This is a genomic window from Synechococcus sp. MU1625 (genome assembly GCF_020514205.1).
Classification (GTDB): Bacteria; Cyanobacteriota; Cyanobacteriia; order PCC-6307; family Cyanobiaceae; genus Parasynechococcus.
In genome coordinates this window covers 326,055-341,437 of record NZ_VTLA01000001.1, presented here as the reverse complement: position 1 = coordinate 341,437, position 15,383 = coordinate 326,055, and the positions used below count along the sequence as shown (strand labels likewise).

Sequence of the window (15,383 nt, the reverse complement as noted above, 5' to 3'; positions counted from 1 at the left end):
AGATTCCGCCCGTCTTCCCCCTGCTCCGCATGCTCGCCGTAGCCGTTCTGGCCGCTGGAAAAGGCACCCGCATGAAGAGCGCACTCCCGAAAGTGCTGCAACCCCTGGCGGGAGCCACCCTGGTGGAACGGGTGCTCGCCAGTGCCCGCAACCTGCAACCGGAACGGCGGCTGCTGATCGTGGGACATCAAGCGGAACGGGTGGAGCAGCAGCTTGCCCCGCTCGGAGGTCTGGAATTTGTCCTACAGCAGCCCCAGAACGGCACGGGCCATGCCGTTCAGCAACTGATTCCCTCGCTGGAGAGCTTCGAAGGCGAACTTCTCGTGCTCAATGGCGACGTGCCACTGCTGAGAAGCGAAACAGTTGATGCTTTGGTGCAGCACCACCGGACCAGTGGTGCCGATGTCACTCTGCTCACGGCAAGGCTCGCTGATCCCACCGGTTACGGGCGTGTGTTCGCGGATCCCGACGGACGGGTGAGCGGCATCATTGAGCATCGCGATTGCACCGACGAGCAACGCACCAACAACCTCACCAACGCGGGCATCTACTGCTTCAACTGGAGGGCATTGGCCAACGTTCTGCCAAAGCTCAGCACCGACAACGATCAGGGGGAGCTTTACCTCACCGACACGGTGGCGATGCTGGCGAAGGCAATGCACCTGGAAGTGGCTGACGCCGATGAAGTAAACGGCATCAACAACCGACGGCAACTGGCCCAGTGCGAGGCCCTGTTGCAACAGCGGCTGCGCCACCACTGGATGGACGAAGGCGTCACCTTCATTGATCCCGAAAGTTGCACCCTGAGTGAAGGCTGCAGCTTTGGCCAGGACGTGGTGATCGAACCGCAGACTCACTTCCGCGGTGACTGCGTGATTGGCGACAACTGCCGGATTGGCCCCGGCAGCCTGGTGGAGAACGCGTCTCTTGGGGCCAACGTCAACGTGGTGCACTCGGTGGTGCGGGAGGCCAACGTGGGCAACGATGTCGCCATCGGCCCCTTTGCCCACCTCAGGCCGGCCGCGGACGTCGGCGATGGCTGCCGAATCGGCAACTTCGTCGAGGTGAAGAAAAGCCAGCTAGGTGCTGGCACCAAGGTGAACCACCTCAGCTACATCGGTGACGCCAATCTCGGGGACAACGTCAACGTGGGCGCCGGCACGATCACCGCCAACTACGACGGGGTGAACAAGCACCGCACCGTGATCGGCAGCAACAGCAAAACGGGTGCCAATTCCGTGCTGGTGGCCCCCGTCAACGTCGGGGAACAAGCCACCATCGGCGCCGGATCAACGATCACCAAGGATGTGGCCGATGGAGCACTGGCGATTGGACGCGCCCGCCAGATGACCAAGGAGGGCTGGGCCGAACGAAAGGTTTAGAACAGCTCTCTTACAGCCGTGGCAACAGCGGAATCAACCGCTCCAGGGCAACGCCTCGGCTGGCCTTCAGCAGGAGCACATCTCCGGAGGTCAGCCAGGCCGAGAGGGGAGCTGCTGCTGCTTCCGGGCTAGATACCAGCTGAAGATTGGGCAGCGATGCCGCCACCTCAACCATCGCCGCCCCCTCCGCACCAGCATCCACAAGCACTAGGCCGTCCAACCCAAGCTGAACGGCACGGGCCGCGACCTCACGATGCAACTCGAGGCTGCGTTCCCCAAGTTCCAACATGGTTCCCAGCACGGCAAAACGACGCCCCGGTTGAGCAGCCAACAGGTCAAGGGCCGCTAGAACCGCCTCGGGCGAAGCGTTGTAGGTCTCATCCAGGAGAGTCAACCCACCCTGTTGCAGGCGGCGGTTGCGCCCGCCAGGCACCATCACCTGCATCCCCGGCAACGCCTTGCGGGATACACCCAGCTGATCGGCTACAGCCACGGCCAGCAGCAGATTTCGGGCGTTGTGGCGCCCCTCAAGCTGTAGTGGGAGACGATCACCATCGATCAGCAACTGATCCCCATCAATGGCACCGATCAGATCGGCATCAGCCAGATCAGCATCGACCTGGGGATCGTCGACAAGGCGCACCCGCAACACGCGGCCTGACCAAACCGCTGCCAGGGCTCTCTCCAGCAGAGGATCACCGGCGGGAATCACCACGGTTCCCTTCGGATGAAGCCCAGCGGTGATTTCACACTTTGCGGCCGCAATCGCCTCGCGACTGCCGAGACGACCAATGTGGGCCGTTCCGATGTTGGTAATCACCGCCAGATCGGGCTCCGTGCAACCGGAGAGACGTTCAATCTCCCCAGGCCCTCGCATGCCCATCTCAATCACCAGGGCACGGTGATCAACATCGGCCTTCAACACCGTGAGTGGCACACCCACGTCGTTGTTGTTGTTGCCTTCACTGGCCTGAATCGGCCCCAGCGGTGCCAATGCCGCCCGTATCAATTCCCGCGTTGTGGTTTTGCCCGCCGAGCCTGTGACAGCCACCAGGGGTTGAGCCAGGGAGCGGCGATGCAGCAAGGCCAACTGCTGATAGGCCAGGAGTGTGTCGTCGACCCGCCAATGCAGCAGATTCGGCGGCAGCGGCTGAGCCCAGCTGCGGTTCACAACAGCTGCCTGACCCTCCCGTTCAGGGAGTTGATCGAGGAAGTGATGGCCATCAAAACGCTCACCAACCAGGGGGACAAAGAAATCACCCACCTGGAGCTGACGGCTGTCGGTACAGACTCGTCCCAAGGCGGTATCGGGTTCAAACGTGCCGCCCTCAGGTGTTCCCCAGGCATCGATCAGCTGACGCAGCGTCAGGGTCATGCCACCAACCCGAGATCAAAGAGGATCATGCCGCCCCCAACCCGAGCCGACCGCCCCAGCAGTTCGCCCTGTTCACTGAGCAACTGAAGACTGGAGTAGTCCAGATCGAGGGCGGATTGCAGCCAGCTGGAGGCGAGGGTCTGACGCTGGTCGACCGCCATCTGCTCCCACACGTCGACGGACAACTCCAACAGCAAGCGATCCTGCTCCGGAACGGGCTTGGCAGAACGAAGGAGTCCCTCGGGAACAGCTGTGTCCTGAAACAAGTCAAAGAGGGGATCAAAACGGAGTTGGGGCTGGGAAGGCTCCTCTTGTTCCAAAGCCAGCGCGGATTGCAACGGCGCAGGCACGGGTGACGGTTCCTCCGCCATGGGCTGTGGTGCTGGAATCAACTCAAGATCGGGCACCGCAAGGGGAGACTCCCGTGGCATCTCGACCGGCTCCTGACGTGAATCGGTGCTGGCATGGGTCTGCCACCAACGCAGGCCCGCTACGGGAAACAACAACAGCAACACCAGCAGCAAGGGCCAAAAGCTGGGGGCCAGATCCCGAGGCCAGAAGCCTGGGACCGACAGCTCACCTTCTCGGTTGCGGCGCCAGAGCTCCTGGAACCGCAGCCGCAGATCGGCAGCCATGGCCTGCAGATTGCGTCCGAACTCCCGCCAAGGGCTGACGTAGGGAGCCGGAAGGTTGCCTGACAGCTCCCCGCTCTGGGGCTCAGATCGGGCCTCAGATTGGGAGTCAGATCGGGCGGGCTCGCTCAAACTCAACTGGATCGACGACCGAAGAGACGGTTCAGGGGATTACGACCAGCGGAGGGCATCCCAGAGGGAGCGATGGCCTCTTCGGGCTGGTCTTCAGAACGGGATGGATCTGCGGATTGCCCCTGAGAGAACTGTTCCACAAGGGCAGCATCCGGTGTGGGCTCTTTGATTCCACAGACGTCCTTGTACATGAGGTCGTAATCGACAGCGGAACGATCCCAGCTGTAGTCCTCATTCATGCCGCGTTTCTGCAGCTCGACCCAGCTATCGCGATGGCGGAAGGCCTCCCAGGCCCGCACCAAGGCCGTGTAGAAATCAATCGCTTCAAAACGATCGAAGCAGAATCCAGTGCCGCTCTCGGCAGCGGGGATGTGAGGCGGAACCGTATCGACAAGACCACCAACCTTGCGGACCACGGGGACCGACCCGTAGCGCATGGCATAAAGCTGGCTGATGCCACAGGGTTCAAAACGGCTGGGCATCAGGAAGGCATCACTGCCGGCGTAAATCAACCGCGACAGATCATCGTCATAGGTAAGGAAGACGGCGCATCTGCCTGGGTGACGCGAAGCGAGTTGCCAGAGACCGGATTCCAGCCCGCGATCACCGGTCCCCAGTACAACAATCTGCGTGTCGGTGTAGGCCAACAGTCGATCAGCAACCTGCAGCAGAAGATCGACTCCCTTCTGGTCGACGAGACGACTGACCATGCCGAGAACAAAGGCGTCCTGCCTCACCTCGAGCCCCATCCGCTCCTGGAGCACTTGCTTGCACACCGCCTTGCCGGACAGATCATCGGCACTGAAATTCGCCGGCAATGATCTGTCGGTCGCAGGATTCCAGGCATCGAGATCGATGCCGTTCAGGATGCCGCGCAGTTTGCCCGAAATGAAGTTGAGCAGACCCTCCAACTTTTCGCCGTACTCCGCCGTGCGGATTTCCTGGGCGTAGGTGGGAGACACCGCATTGACGCGTTCGGCGTAAAGGAGAGCCGCCGCCATCGTGTGGTCCCCTTGCATGTACCAAGGGCACCAGGTCATCCGATCGAGTTTCCAGCGCCAGGGGCCCTGGTACTTGAGGTTGTGGATCGTGAACACCGTGCTGATTTCCGGGTCCTGATGCATCCATACCGGGATCATCCCGGTATGCCAGTCATGGCAGTGCAGCACCTGGGGTTTCCAGACATTCCAAGAAAATTCAGCAGCGGCGCTGGCGAAAAAGGTGAAGCGCCAGTCCTCGTCGTCACCGCCATAGACGCGCTCAGGGTCGAACACCGGGTGACCCACCAAGTAGATGGTCATCCCATTGGTGGGGTGCTTTGTTTCGTAGACGGCAAACTCAGTGCCCATCGTCTGAGCCCGCCAGATCGGATCCGCCGGCACGTTCAGGCGATTCCAAAGCTTGGCGTAGCCCGGCATGATCAGGCGCACGTCATGGCCGAGCTTGGCCAATGCCGGTGGGAGGGACCCGACCACGTCGCCCATCCCTCCGACCTTGATCATCGGGGCGCATTCCGCTGCAGCGAAAAGGATGCGCATGTCTGAGATCGGCGTTGGCGCGGCGACTTTAAGGGGAATTTACGAATCTGTTACGTCAGGGGAGCACTGTCACCTGAGTTCCAAGCGACACCTGGCGATACAGGGCACTCACATCCTCGTTGTAAAGCCGCACACAGCCATGGGAAACGGCCCGTCCCACCGTCCAACGGTGGGGGGTGCCATGGAAGCCCGTGGTGGTGCATCCCTTGATCGTGATCCAGGCCTCTCCGTCATGGGCATCACGGCCCATGCAGTCACGATGGAAGGCGATCCAGTGGCTCCCCAAAGGATTGTCTGGCCCCTGCTCCTCAACGCGCTCGCCAGTGACTGGATGGACCCACACCGGATTTGGGATCTTCTGCAGCACTTCAAAACGGCCGGAGGGGGTCTCCCAACCAGGCATGCCGATGGCCACAGGGAAGGCGTTGCGCAAGTTGCCGTTATCGAGCAAGAACACACGGCGACGGCCGCGCAGCATCACGACATGGCGATTGGATTGCCCACGCAAATCCTGAGGGAGTGACGCCAGGCCAGCCGGGACTGAATCCATGGCGGCCGCCTGAAGCAGAGGCAGCGGATCCGGCAGAGGAAGAGGCAGCATGCCCGTCAGGGTAACCAGCCTGTTTCTGAAAAATCCGGCGGCCTCTTCTCAAGAAAGGCATTGCGCCCCTCCTTGGCTTCATCAGTTCGATAGAAGAGATGGGTGGCATTGCCGGCCAACTCCTGCAGCCCGGCGAGGCCGTCGGTTTCGGCATTGAAGGCGGCCTTGAGGCAACGGATGGCCGTGGGGCTGTGCTGCAGCACCTCCCGGGCCCAACGCACCCCCTCCGCCTCCAGCTGATCCAACGGCACCACGGCATTAACAAGCCCCATCTCCAGAGCCTCCTTGGCGCCATAGCGTCGGCAGAGAAACCAGATTTCACGGGCCTTGCGCTGACCAACCACCCGCGCCAGGTAGCCCGCACCAAAGCCGCCGTCGAAACTGCCGACCTTGGGTCCGGTCTGGCCAAACACGGCGTTGTCGGCGGCCAAGCTGAGGTCGCAGAGCAAATGCAGCACCTGGCCACCGCCCATGGCGTAGCCAGCAACCAGAGCGATCACCACCTTGGGCAGGCTCCGGATGATGCGCTGCAGATCCAGCACATTCAGGCGCGGCAGGCCGTCCTCGCCGACATAGCCGCCGTCGCCGCGAACACTCTGATCACCGCCGGAACAGAAGGCATAACCACCATCAGGGGCCGGGCCAACGCCGGTGAACAGCACCACACCGATGTCACGGTCATCCCGGATGCGCGTGAAGGCATCACAGAGCTCCATCACCGTCTGCGGGCGGAAGGCGTTGCGCTTGGCGGGGCGGTTGATGGCCACGCGAGCCAGGCCGTCTGCGCAACGGTCTACAAGGATGTCCTGGTAACTGCCCCACGGAGTCCATTGCGCGGTTGGCGCACCGGGGAGCACCTGACGCATGTCACTCATCGGGTTCAGAGCTCGGTGCTTTCATTCTGAGCAGCGGCGCGCAGCTGCTGACGCAAGGCGGCATCACGACCTCGGACGCTGCACAACCGCAACAACACAGGCCGCTGCAACGACAAACCCCAGGCCAAGGCCTCCTCCAGATCATCCAGACAGGCCACCTGGCGCCCGGGGACGCCATGGGCTGCCGCCAAGGCCAGGGGATCCACCTGCTGGGGCATGGCGAAGAGTGATTCGAAGCCCGGTGTGGCGATGGGCAGCTGCTGAAAAATTCCACCACCGCCGTTATCGATCAGCAGCACCAGCAGTGGAGGTGGGGCTGCTGCAGAGGAGGCATGCAACCAGCCGTTGCTGTCATGCAGCAAGGCAAGATCACCGGTTACCAGAGCCAGCGGGCCAAGATTCACCGCCAGGCCCATGGCAAGGGACAGGGTGCCGTCAATGCCCGAGGCCCCGCGGAAGCTGAAGCAATGGTGGCGGCCGCAGGCGGCCCCACCCCAGGTCAACCAGTCGCGCACCGGCGAACTGGCGGCCAGCATCACCGGCAACTGCTCCGGCAGGAGTTGCGGAAGCCAGTAGGCCAGAGCGGGCTCGTTGACAGCGCCGCTCAAGGGCAGCTGGGCCTCGATCCACGGCGATAAGGCACTGGCACCGACAGATGGCTTGGTCGCCTGATCCAAAACGGGCTGTTGAGCGATCCAGGCGGCCAAGCCTCCCGACCACTGGCTGGCGCACCGCAGCGGATCAAGGGGCCTTGGATCTCCTTCCGTGATTAACAGCTGAGGGCCCTGATGGCGCTGAAGCCAGGCCTCCAGCCGCCGGCTGGCGGGCATCGGCCCAAGCCGCAACACCTGGACATCGGCAGAGAGGTTCAGGCGATCCAGCTGCAGCTCCCAATGCTCGATGCGGTTGGGGCACTCGGCGGCAAGGGCGGCGAGGGGATCCGCCAGCACAGGCCAGCCGCTGACGTTCAACCAACGATGCACAGCTTGTTGGTAGGGCGCCAAAGCAGGCGAAAGTCCACGCCAAGGCCCGGCAATCACGACCCCAGGGCGCTCAGGATCAAGGCGAGGCGGAGGCGCAATCTCGGGCGAAAGCTCAGGGCAAGCCGTGGGTAAACAGGCACCCGAGACGAGCTGTTGTTGCTGCTCGAGAGTGGTGTGCAGCGGCTCCTCGATGGGCAGGTTGAGCTGCACAGGGCCCGGTGGGCCACTGCCTGCCCCCTGGACTTTTTGCCAGGCCTGAACCGCCAGGGCGTTGAGGGCTTCGTTGGTCTGCGCATGAACACCGTCTGCCGCTCCACTGCCGACCCAGCGGCAGGCCGCGAGGAGGAAAGATTCCTGATTAACGGTCTGGTTGGCGCCGCAGTTTTTGAGCCGGGCGGGGCGATCAGCCGTGAGCAGCAGCAAAGGCTGACAGGAACGGTCCGCCTCCACCGCAGCGGGCAGCAGGTTGGCCACCGCGGTGCCGGAGGTGGTGACCACCGCCACGGCACGTCCATGGGCGGTCGCCATGCCGAGAGCCAGAAACGCGGCCGACCGCTCATCGATGGCCGTGACCAACTGCAGCTTCTCCTGGGACGCCAACACTCCCGCCGCTGTTGCCAGGGGGCCGGACCGGCTGCCAGGGCAGAGCACCAGCTGCTTCAGCCCCTGGAGGCACAACGCCTCAAGCAAGGTGAGCGCGGCCTGCAAATTGGTGCGGGCGGTGGACAGTGCAGCAGGCCAGGCTGGTGTGATCTTCGGTCAACGATGACCCAACCCACGACACCCGCTCCAGGGGACGACAGCAAGGGCTTCTGGCGCAATCTGATTCTCTGGGCCCTGCTGGCCCTGCTGCTGCGCTGGTTTGTGGTGGAACCGCGCTGGATTCCCTCCGGCTCGATGCTGCCCACCCTGCAACTGCAGGACCGCATCCTGGTGGAGAAAGTCAGGCCACGCCTGGCTCGCAGCCGCCACGGCCATCTGCACCGGGGCGATGTGGTGGTGTTCGCTCCGCCGGAGCAGCTCGTGGCCGCTGGCTATGACGCATCCGCAGCGCTGATCAAACGGGTGGTGGGCCTGCCTGGCGATCAGCTGGAAGTACGCGACGGGAGCCTGATTCGCAATGGATCACCGCTGGTGGAGCCCTGGATGAGGGAAGCGATCGATTACGACATGGCTCCGATCACCGTGCCAGCGGATCAACTGTGGGTCATGGGTGACAACCGCAATGCCAGCCTTGATTCCCATCTCTGGGGATCACTCCCAGAAACCAATGTGCTGGGCACGGCGGTTTGGCGGTATTGGCCGCTGCAGAGGTTCGGTCCGATACGGATCCCCGACACCAGCGCTGGCGGTTGAGACCGAGGGCTTGCGTTAGTGTCAGGGCCGTGATGTACATCACAGAGAATGTTTAACCCCGAGTTTCTGACAACTGACAGCAGTGACGGTCAAGCGGGGAACAGCCTGATCCAGTACCTGCAGGAGCAATCGCCAGACACTTTGCAGCGGGTCGCCAAATCAGCAAGCAACGATATTCAAGACATCATTCGCCATAACGTTCAGGGGCTGCTGGGAATGCTCCCTGGCGAGCACTTTGAGGTGAAGGTGACAGCCAACCGCGACAACCTCGCCAACATGTTGGCCTCAGCGATGATGACTGGGTATTTCCTGCGCCAAATGGAACAGCGCAAGGAGCTGGAAGAAACGCTGTTCGCTGATGAACAGATGGCGATCGAGCCGGAAGACGAGCTCAAGCTTTGATCACGGGCTGATCAGGCACGACGCCCAGATCCAGCAAACGCTGATCAATGGATCCAAGAAATTCCCAGTTCTCTGAACTGGGGGCCCAGTCCCGCTGTTGCAATGACGTGAGCAGTTGTTCAACGGTTTCGGGCGTGAATGTGACTGGCGCGCTGTAGTGGGCCGGCACCAGCCAGCGCAACTCAGCCAGGCCACCCAGCTCGTGCAACCAACGCAGAAGTGCGGCCTGTGCCCTAGGCAACACCAACCGCTCGAGCACCGGGGCCACCTGCAGCCTTGGGGCTTCGCTGCCCATCAAGCCATCGGCTGCAGCCTGCCAACCCGGCAGCCAGCGGAAGGGATACAGACCGAAGTGAGCCCGCAGAGAGCGAAGCCCTGGCTTGAAGGCGTCCCGCAACAGCTCCGGAAGAGAAGGAACCTCCAGCGGTTCCGGTCTCAGATAGGAGGCAAAGAGAACCAATCGGGCCCAGCCGCGGCGGCGGGCCTCTGCCGAATCGGTGAGCGGCTCATCTCCGCGTTCACGGGCATGGAACAACAGCGGCGTTGGGTCGAGATCGAACAAGGCCGGGGGTTCAGCACTGATGCCCACCAGGGCGTCGGTCACCAACAGAGCCCCTGACGGGCGATGGAAACAGGACACTTCCTGGAAGCGACCGACGCCAAGGTCGAGCGGTCCCAACGACAACCACTCACAAACATCGCCATGGGGGAGACCATCGTCGAACAACACCTTGGTGCGGCCTGCCGGAACGCCCAGCCAGGCCAGGGGCAACTGAACCGGAAAGCTCCACTGGCCCGGACACACCCACACCTCCGCATCAGGGAAGGCGCGTGCCAAGGGGCCTAGGGGAAGCTTGTGCTCCAAACCAGACGCGGTGGGCAGCACGATCGAGCGCACCGGACCGTGCTGTTGTTCAAGGCCGGCGATGGCTTGGCGGACCTCTCCGGTGGGCGGCAAGGGGTTCACCAACATCAAGCCACCGGGCACCTTGGCCACGGTGAGCCGCACGGGCACCGCCACGTAATACACGCCTTGAAGCTGCTCAAGGCTCCAGAGCTGGCCTGGGATCAGCTCCCTGAACACAGTGCGACGGCGGCCATAGGGGTAGAGGGGCAGCAGCGGCCACCATGGCCAGCCTTGATCGTCTCGCGAGACGCCCTCAGTTGCACTCAGATCTCCTGCCATGACTGGATTTAGCTGTCTCGTGGTCTCAAGTTGTGCAACTGGGCACAACGTTGTGCGAGTGGCTTTAGGGACAAATCAGGGATAGGCTAGGCGTGCAAGCCACTCTGTCCCTGTATGACAGCAGCCACTGGGCTTCGCCGCAACAGCGCAAGGCTGAAGGGCCTAGCCAAGTATCTCCGCACCAAGCACTCTGACCGCTTCGGCTTGTCACTGCGCCGCAAGACGAGGCCCAGCGGAGAGGATTTGATTTACTTGACCTTCAACACCAGGCCCGACGGAGACGGTGACCAGAAGTGGCTGAAGTTGAACGCGTCCTACCAAGACGGGGACGTTGTGATCTCAACCGCAGTTGATACAGCACTCGCCGAGTTCGACAACAACCTCAAAAGGAACGCAGGCGGCCCCGTTGGCAGCTCATTAGGGATCTACCAGCGGGAAGCTTTGGGCCGAATTGAGAGCGCAGGGAATTCGGAGAAACACGCTGCAAGGCGGGTGAAATGGGTCAAATCATGTGTTCGGTGGCTCGCAGAACACAACAGCAAGGCCAACAGCAGAGATGCCCTTCTGGGTTGGATCAAGAGCTGGCCAGCTGAAGCTCGAAGCCGGCGTGATGCAATCTCAGCAGCTTGCCTTTTATTCGACATCGCTACGGATGGGAAAAGGCTCAATCCCGGGAGAGAAAACGGATATCAAGAACCCGCTGCAGGGCAGGGAAAACCAGTCGATCCTGCCGAAATAGAGCGCATCATCCTGGGCCTTTGGGACCGCTCTAAAACTTCAGAGCTCGCTCATGCTTGCGCCTGGATCACGACTTGGGTTGCCTTAACGGGTGCCAGAGGGGCAATGGTGATGGCCTCGGAACTCCTTTGGAAAAAACCTGGTCAGGTTGAAGTTGCTGTGGGTAGCTACGTGCGCTGTCGGGACAGCAAGCGAGGCCGAAACCGACCAGCAAATCTATGCCCGTCCTGGCGGGGGTTACTAGAGAGCGTCGGCGTAGAACGACTGCAACAGCCACCTCAACGGCTACGCAACGCCGCAAGTCCTTGGGACGACAAACCGACTCAGGATCAGCAACGGAAAACAGAACAAGAGCTTGGAGCCGTTCACGGCTGGCTCTGGAGAGAGCTGTCTGATGAGAAAGGCCTCAAGGGATACCGAGAAATTATTGGACTGCGCACACTGCGACATAACGCCGCACGACGCCTACTCGAGGTGAAACAGTTGGACCTACTGCAGATTGCCGGCCTGCTCTCTACATCCGAAGAGATGCTGAGGCGCACCTATGCCGACCATCACCGATTCCGCTCGCACGAAATCATTCGAGAAGTCTTCTGATAAGGGTTTGCATGGGTCAGGCGCATGCCCTTGCTCAATCCAACTCGCAGGCTTCCACCTTCCGGCGAATGGCCCGCAGCAGCTCACGGATCCAATCCTCATTGGTGGACATCCCACCGCTGTGGCGTTCACGGCGTGCCTCGAAGAACAAACAACAGCGCAGCTCGGTGAGAGTTTTCGGCGTTCCCCGGTTCGCCAGTTCGGCACAGGGCTCAAACCCACCCATCACCTCGTAGCCGTTGATGGTGTGCGCAAAGCGTTCCCAACCCCACAGCTCTGCCTCCGGATCAGGGATGAGTTTCAGCACCAACTGCTCGTTCGGGATCAAGTGCAGTGGCATGCCCAATCCAGGGGAGCTGACCTGAGCTTCGGCGGCAAGTCCATCGCAGCCATCCCTCCAATGGGGGATGCAAAGGCATTTATTCAAGACAACAATTGAGCTAACGGCCATAAAGGCCCTCTTGAACTGATGAAAACCAGCACCGAACTCACCGACACCCTGATTGCTCTGATCCCAGAGGATGGCAGCCGAATCAGCAACGCTGAGATCAAAGTGGCGCTGGAGAAGGAAGCTGGCGACTCCATTAGCGAAGCGGAGCTGAAGGAGCTGAAATCACGCGTTATTGCCATGGAAGCAGCCGAAGCTGCAATGGGCCCCGGTGGTGGCCTGAAGGCACCTGGCATCAATCCACCACCACGAGCTGAAGCTGCACCAAAAAGGAAAAACTCAGCCGCTTCGCCACAAAGCGGAATTGCTCCTGGCACCACAGCGGCTTCTGTGCTCACGGGCGAACTGCGAAACCAAATCGACCGGATATGGGATGCCTTCTGGAGTGGCGGCATTGCCAACCCGCTCGAAGTGCTGGAGCAGCTCACTTACCTGCTATTCATCCGCCGCCTAGATGACCTGGAAACGCTGGAGGAACGGCGCAGCCAACGATCTGGTCAACCCATGCGGCGGCGCATCTTCCCAGAAGGGACAGATGACCAAGGACGGCCATGGTCTGAACTGCGATGGAGCCGATTCAAAGAACTGGGTGACACCAATGAGATGTTCACCGTTGTCAGCGAAAGGGTCTTCAAGTTCCTGAGGGAGATGGGTGGCGACGAATCGGCTTACGCAACCCACATGAAAGACGCGCGCTTCACCATCCCCACAGCAGGCCTACTCACCAAGGTTGTTGATCTACTTGATGCGGTTCCGATGGAAGACCGCGACACCAAAGGAGACATCTACGAGTACATGCTCGGCAAGCTGGCGACTGCTGGCACCAATGGCCAGTTCCGAACGCCACGCCACATCATCGAGCTGATGGTGGCAATGACTGAACCAACACCAAAGGACGTGATGGTGGACCCGGCCTGTGGAACCTGCGGATTCACCGTTGCTGTGGGCGAATACCTACGCGAGCACCACCCGGAAATCCTTATTGATCCTGAGCTGCGACAGCATTTCAACCATGGTTTGTTCCATGGCTTTGATTTCGACAGCACGATGCTGCGCATCGGCGCGATGAACATGCAACTGCATGGGGTTGAGAACCCTGACGTGAGCTACAGAGATTCACTATCAGAAGATGCACCAAAAGACACAGATAAATATTCGTTATTACTGGCTAACCCCCCTTTTAAAGGCTCATTGGACATGGCGAGTCTTGCCAACGACTTGCGCAAGTTCTGCAGCAAAAGCGGAAAGAATCCGAAGGGAAAAACAGAGCTCTTATTCAACGCTCTTTTCCTGAGAATCCTTAAACCAGGCGGCCGCGCTGCGGTGATTGTTCCGGATGGCGTACTGTTTGGCTCCAGCAAGGCTCACAAAGAACTGCGCCGCAGCTTGGTAGAAGACCACTTCCTTGAAGGTGTTGTTTCATTACCCAGCGGAGTTTTCAAGCCTTATGCAGGTGTGAGTACCGCAATCCTGCTGTTCACCAAAACCGGGCGGGGCGGCACCGATCAGGTTTGGTTCTATGACTTGGCTGCTGATGGCTGGAGCCTCGATGACAAACGCAATCCGCTACTTGCTTTGGAGAAGCTCGGACCTTCACCGAAGGAGGGCCTAGCCGAAGACGAACATGAGAAGAACAACCTGCCTGATTGCTTGGCGCGCTGGCGGCAGCGCAAGGATTCAGAGTGCGAGCGCGAACGCACCGCCCAGAGCTTCTGCGTGCCCAAGGCTGAAATCGCGAACGAAGGTTATGACCTCAGCCTCAATCGCTACAAAGAGATCGTTTACGAAGAAGAAAAACACCGGCCACCGCTAGAGATTCTTGCGGAACTAATAACTATCGAGAAAGAAATCCTGAAAGAAATTGAAGAGCTGGAGGGGATGCTGCAATGAAAGCCTGTTTGAGTGAAGTTTCAGAGTTCATTACTGACGGAACTCATGGATCTCCAGAGAGAACAGAAAAAGGCATACCAGTACTAAGTGCTCAAAACGTGACAGGCGGCACCCTTACATACTCAACCTCAAGATACACGAGCGAAGATGAGTATCAAGCGTTTAAGAAAAGACTGGACATTACTATTGGAGATGTCCTTCTTACAATTGTCGGATCAATAGGCCGCGCAGCGGTCATTTCAAAGAACAAGCCCGCTGTATTCCAGAGAAGTGTTGCAGTAATTCGACCAAAACCAAAAGACTTAGATTCACGATACTTACTTCACCTTTTTCACTCACAGTTTTTCCAGTCAGAGCTCTACCGAAATTCTAATCAGTCTTCGCAGGCAGGAGTTTACCTTGGCCGCTTGGGTTCTATTGAAATACCCCTCCCACCCATGGAGGAGCAGCAGAGAATTGCGAAAATTTTAGACAAGACAACGCAAATTTCCCAGCTTCAAAAAAGAAGCATGAGCAATCTTGTTTTGCTGAAGCAGGCCATTTTTCGAGATGAAATCACCAACAAATCAAGTGAATCATACTCACCACTAAGTGATTACTTGACCTTTATAACAAGTGGCGGCAGAGGATGGTCACGCTACTACTCCGAAAAAGGATCCAAATTCATTCGCTCGGGAGATATTCGAGAAAACAAAATCATTCAAAATGATGCTCAATACGTACAACCTCCAAATAATGCTGAGGCGAAGAGAACTTGCATTCATGAAGGCGACGTTCTTCTAACCATTACTGGATCGCGCATCGGCCGCGTTGCATACGCCACCTCAGAGGACGCCGGATCGTTTATTAGCCAACACGTAGCGATTATCAGACTTGACAGAGAAAAGGCTATTCCTTCATTCGTTTCGTTTTTCTTGAGCATGCAAGATGGAGGACAAATCCAAATCAAGAAGTCCCAGTATGGCCAAACGAAACCAGGCCTTAATTTTGAGCAAATAAGAAAGTTCTCAATCCCAAAATTATCCCTTGATGATCAACTGAAGGTCATGAAAAAAATTAGCGCTGCAGAAAAAATACTTGATGCTCATTCTCTCCAATCCAACAAAATCAATGAAGCTCTTGCATCATTGACCGCATCAGCGTTCAGCCCAAATACTCAAACATGAAAGCGACAGAAGCCAAACTCTTACAAGCCCTGGGCAATGTCTCCCAGTTCATCATTCCGATTTATCAGCGCACCTGTTCCTG

15 protein-coding genes are annotated in these 15,383 nt (G+C 59.4%); 7 read left to right on the top strand and 8 right to left on the bottom strand.

Annotated elements, in window-relative coordinates; translation table 11 throughout:
• Positions 1-29: 29 nt before the first annotated feature.
• Positions 30-1,382, top strand: a complete 1,353-nt coding sequence (glmU, locus tag FZX13_RS02000) for a bifunctional UDP-N-acetylglucosamine diphosphorylase/glucosamine-1-phosphate N-acetyltransferase GlmU (RefSeq protein WP_226406821.1) — start codon at positions 30-32, stop codon at positions 1,380-1,382.
• A gap of 10 nt (positions 1,383-1,392) precedes the next feature.
• Here the strand turns inward: glmU and murF are convergent, their stop codons facing one another.
• Genes murF through menD form a run of 6 tightly spaced genes read right to left on the bottom strand, consistent with a single transcriptional unit; the run spans position 1,393 to position 8,226 of the window.
• Positions 1,393-2,757, bottom strand: a complete 1,365-nt coding sequence (gene murF / locus FZX13_RS01995; RefSeq protein WP_226406819.1) for a UDP-N-acetylmuramoyl-tripeptide--D-alanyl-D-alanine ligase — start codon at positions 2,755-2,757, stop codon at positions 1,393-1,395.
• The gene (locus FZX13_RS01990; protein ID WP_226406817.1) at positions 2,754-3,521 is read right to left on the bottom strand and encodes a hypothetical protein; all 768 of its coding nucleotides are present in this window, start codon (positions 3,519-3,521) and stop codon (positions 2,754-2,756) included. The genes murF and FZX13_RS01990 overlap by 4 nt, the downstream gene beginning before the upstream one ends.
• A gap of 2 nt (positions 3,522-3,523) precedes the next feature.
• Positions 3,524-5,059: a glycogen synthase GlgA gene (gene glgA, locus FZX13_RS01985; RefSeq protein WP_115023415.1), complete on the bottom strand. Its 1,536-nt coding sequence runs from the start codon at positions 5,057-5,059 to the stop codon at positions 3,524-3,526.
• Between the two features lie 55 nt (positions 5,060-5,114).
• Positions 5,115-5,660: a L,D-transpeptidase gene (locus FZX13_RS01980; RefSeq protein WP_115023417.1), complete on the bottom strand. Its 546-nt coding sequence runs from the start codon at positions 5,658-5,660 to the stop codon at positions 5,115-5,117.
• A 5-nt stretch (positions 5,661-5,665) separates the two neighbouring features.
• Positions 5,666-6,535: a 1,4-dihydroxy-2-naphthoyl-CoA synthase gene (gene menB / locus FZX13_RS01975; protein WP_115023418.1), complete on the bottom strand. Its 870-nt coding sequence runs from the start codon at positions 6,533-6,535 to the stop codon at positions 5,666-5,668.
• Positions 6,536-6,540: 5 nt separating this feature from the next.
• Complete coding sequence (gene menD / locus FZX13_RS01970) at positions 6,541-8,226, bottom strand: 2-succinyl-5-enolpyruvyl-6-hydroxy-3-cyclohexene-1-carboxylic-acid synthase (RefSeq protein ID WP_226406815.1); 1,686 nt, start codon at positions 8,224-8,226, stop codon at positions 6,541-6,543.
• 57 nt (positions 8,227-8,283) lie between these two features.
• On the opposite strand from menD, the gene lepB reads away from it, so the two are divergent.
• Both lepB and FZX13_RS01960 read left to right on the top strand, forming a co-directional pair.
• Positions 8,284-8,874 carry a signal peptidase I gene (gene lepB / locus FZX13_RS01965; protein WP_226406804.1) on the top strand — a complete coding sequence of 197 codons (591 nt, stop codon included), beginning with the start codon at positions 8,284-8,286 and terminating at the stop codon, positions 8,872-8,874.
• Between the two features lie 48 nt (positions 8,875-8,922).
• Entirely contained in the window at positions 8,923-9,276 is a 354-nt protein-coding gene (locus FZX13_RS01960) for a DUF760 domain-containing protein (protein ID WP_115023423.1), read from the top strand.
• Here the strand turns inward: FZX13_RS01960 and FZX13_RS01955 are convergent.
• A complete protein-coding gene (locus FZX13_RS01955) occupies positions 9,266-10,462 on the bottom strand; it encodes a DUF4336 domain-containing protein (RefSeq protein ID WP_226406802.1) in 1,197 nt (398 codons plus the stop codon). The two genes, FZX13_RS01960 and FZX13_RS01955, sit on opposite strands and share 11 nt — an antisense overlap.
• A 556-nt stretch (positions 10,463-11,018) precedes the next feature.
• Between FZX13_RS01955 and FZX13_RS01950 the strand changes: the two genes are divergently transcribed.
• Positions 11,019-11,201 carry a hypothetical protein gene (locus FZX13_RS01950; protein WP_226406800.1) on the top strand — a complete coding sequence of 61 codons (183 nt, stop codon included), beginning with the start codon at positions 11,019-11,021 and terminating at the stop codon, positions 11,199-11,201.
• Positions 11,202-11,311: 110 nt separating this feature from the next.
• On the top strand, positions 11,312-11,797 hold the full coding sequence (locus FZX13_RS01945; RefSeq protein WP_226406798.1) for a hypothetical protein: 486 nt from the start codon (positions 11,312-11,314) through the stop codon (positions 11,795-11,797).
• Positions 11,798-11,831: 34 nt separating this feature from the next.
• Here the strand turns inward: FZX13_RS01945 and FZX13_RS01940 are convergent, their stop codons facing one another.
• Positions 11,832-12,137, bottom strand: coding sequence for a hypothetical protein (locus FZX13_RS01940; protein ID WP_226406788.1), 306 nt, complete (start codon positions 12,135-12,137; stop codon positions 11,832-11,834).
• Positions 12,138-12,266: 129 nt separating this feature from the next.
• Here FZX13_RS01940 and FZX13_RS01935 point away from each other — a divergent pair, with 129 nt between their 5' ends.
• Both FZX13_RS01935 and FZX13_RS01930 read left to right on the top strand, forming a co-directional pair.
• On the top strand, positions 12,267-14,135 hold the full coding sequence (locus tag FZX13_RS01935; RefSeq protein ID WP_226406786.1) for a class I SAM-dependent DNA methyltransferase: 1,869 nt from the start codon (positions 12,267-12,269) through the stop codon (positions 14,133-14,135).
• Entirely contained in the window at positions 14,132-15,301 is a 1,170-nt protein-coding gene (locus FZX13_RS01930) for a restriction endonuclease subunit S (protein ID WP_226406784.1), read from the top strand. The genes FZX13_RS01935 and FZX13_RS01930 overlap by 4 nt, the downstream gene beginning before the upstream one ends.
• Positions 15,302-15,383 lie beyond the last annotated feature (82 nt).

Coding starts and splice junctions, on each gene's coding strand:
- glmU (WP_226406821.1), top strand. CDS start 30: ATGCTCGCCGTAGCCGTTCTGGCCGCTGGAAAAGGCACCCGCATGAAG.
- murF (WP_226406819.1), bottom strand. CDS start 2,757: ATGACCCTGACGCTGCGTCAGCTGATCGATGCCTGGGGAACACCTGAG.
- glgA (WP_115023415.1), bottom strand. CDS start 5,059: ATGCGCATCCTTTTCGCTGCAGCGGAATGCGCCCCGATGATCAAGGTC.
- FZX13_RS01980 (WP_115023417.1), bottom strand. CDS start 5,660: ATGCTGCCTCTTCCTCTGCCGGATCCGCTGCCTCTGCTTCAGGCGGCC.
- menB (WP_115023418.1), bottom strand. CDS start 6,535: ATGAGTGACATGCGTCAGGTGCTCCCCGGTGCGCCAACCGCGCAATGG.
- lepB (WP_226406804.1), top strand. CDS start 8,284: ATGACCCAACCCACGACACCCGCTCCAGGGGACGACAGCAAGGGCTTC.
- FZX13_RS01960 (WP_115023423.1), top strand. CDS start 8,923: ATGTTTAACCCCGAGTTTCTGACAACTGACAGCAGTGACGGTCAAGCG.
- FZX13_RS01955 (WP_226406802.1), bottom strand. CDS start 10,462: ATGGCAGGAGATCTGAGTGCAACTGAGGGCGTCTCGCGAGACGATCAA.
- FZX13_RS01950 (WP_226406800.1), top strand. CDS start 11,019: ATGCCCTTCTGGGTTGGATCAAGAGCTGGCCAGCTGAAGCTCGAAGCC.
- FZX13_RS01945 (WP_226406798.1), top strand. CDS start 11,312: ATGGCCTCGGAACTCCTTTGGAAAAAACCTGGTCAGGTTGAAGTTGCT.
- FZX13_RS01940 (WP_226406788.1), bottom strand. CDS start 12,137: ATGCCACTGCACTTGATCCCGAACGAGCAGTTGGTGCTGAAACTCATC.
- FZX13_RS01935 (WP_226406786.1), top strand. CDS start 12,267: ATGAAAACCAGCACCGAACTCACCGACACCCTGATTGCTCTGATCCCA.
- FZX13_RS01930 (WP_226406784.1), top strand. CDS start 14,132: ATGAAAGCCTGTTTGAGTGAAGTTTCAGAGTTCATTACTGACGGAACT.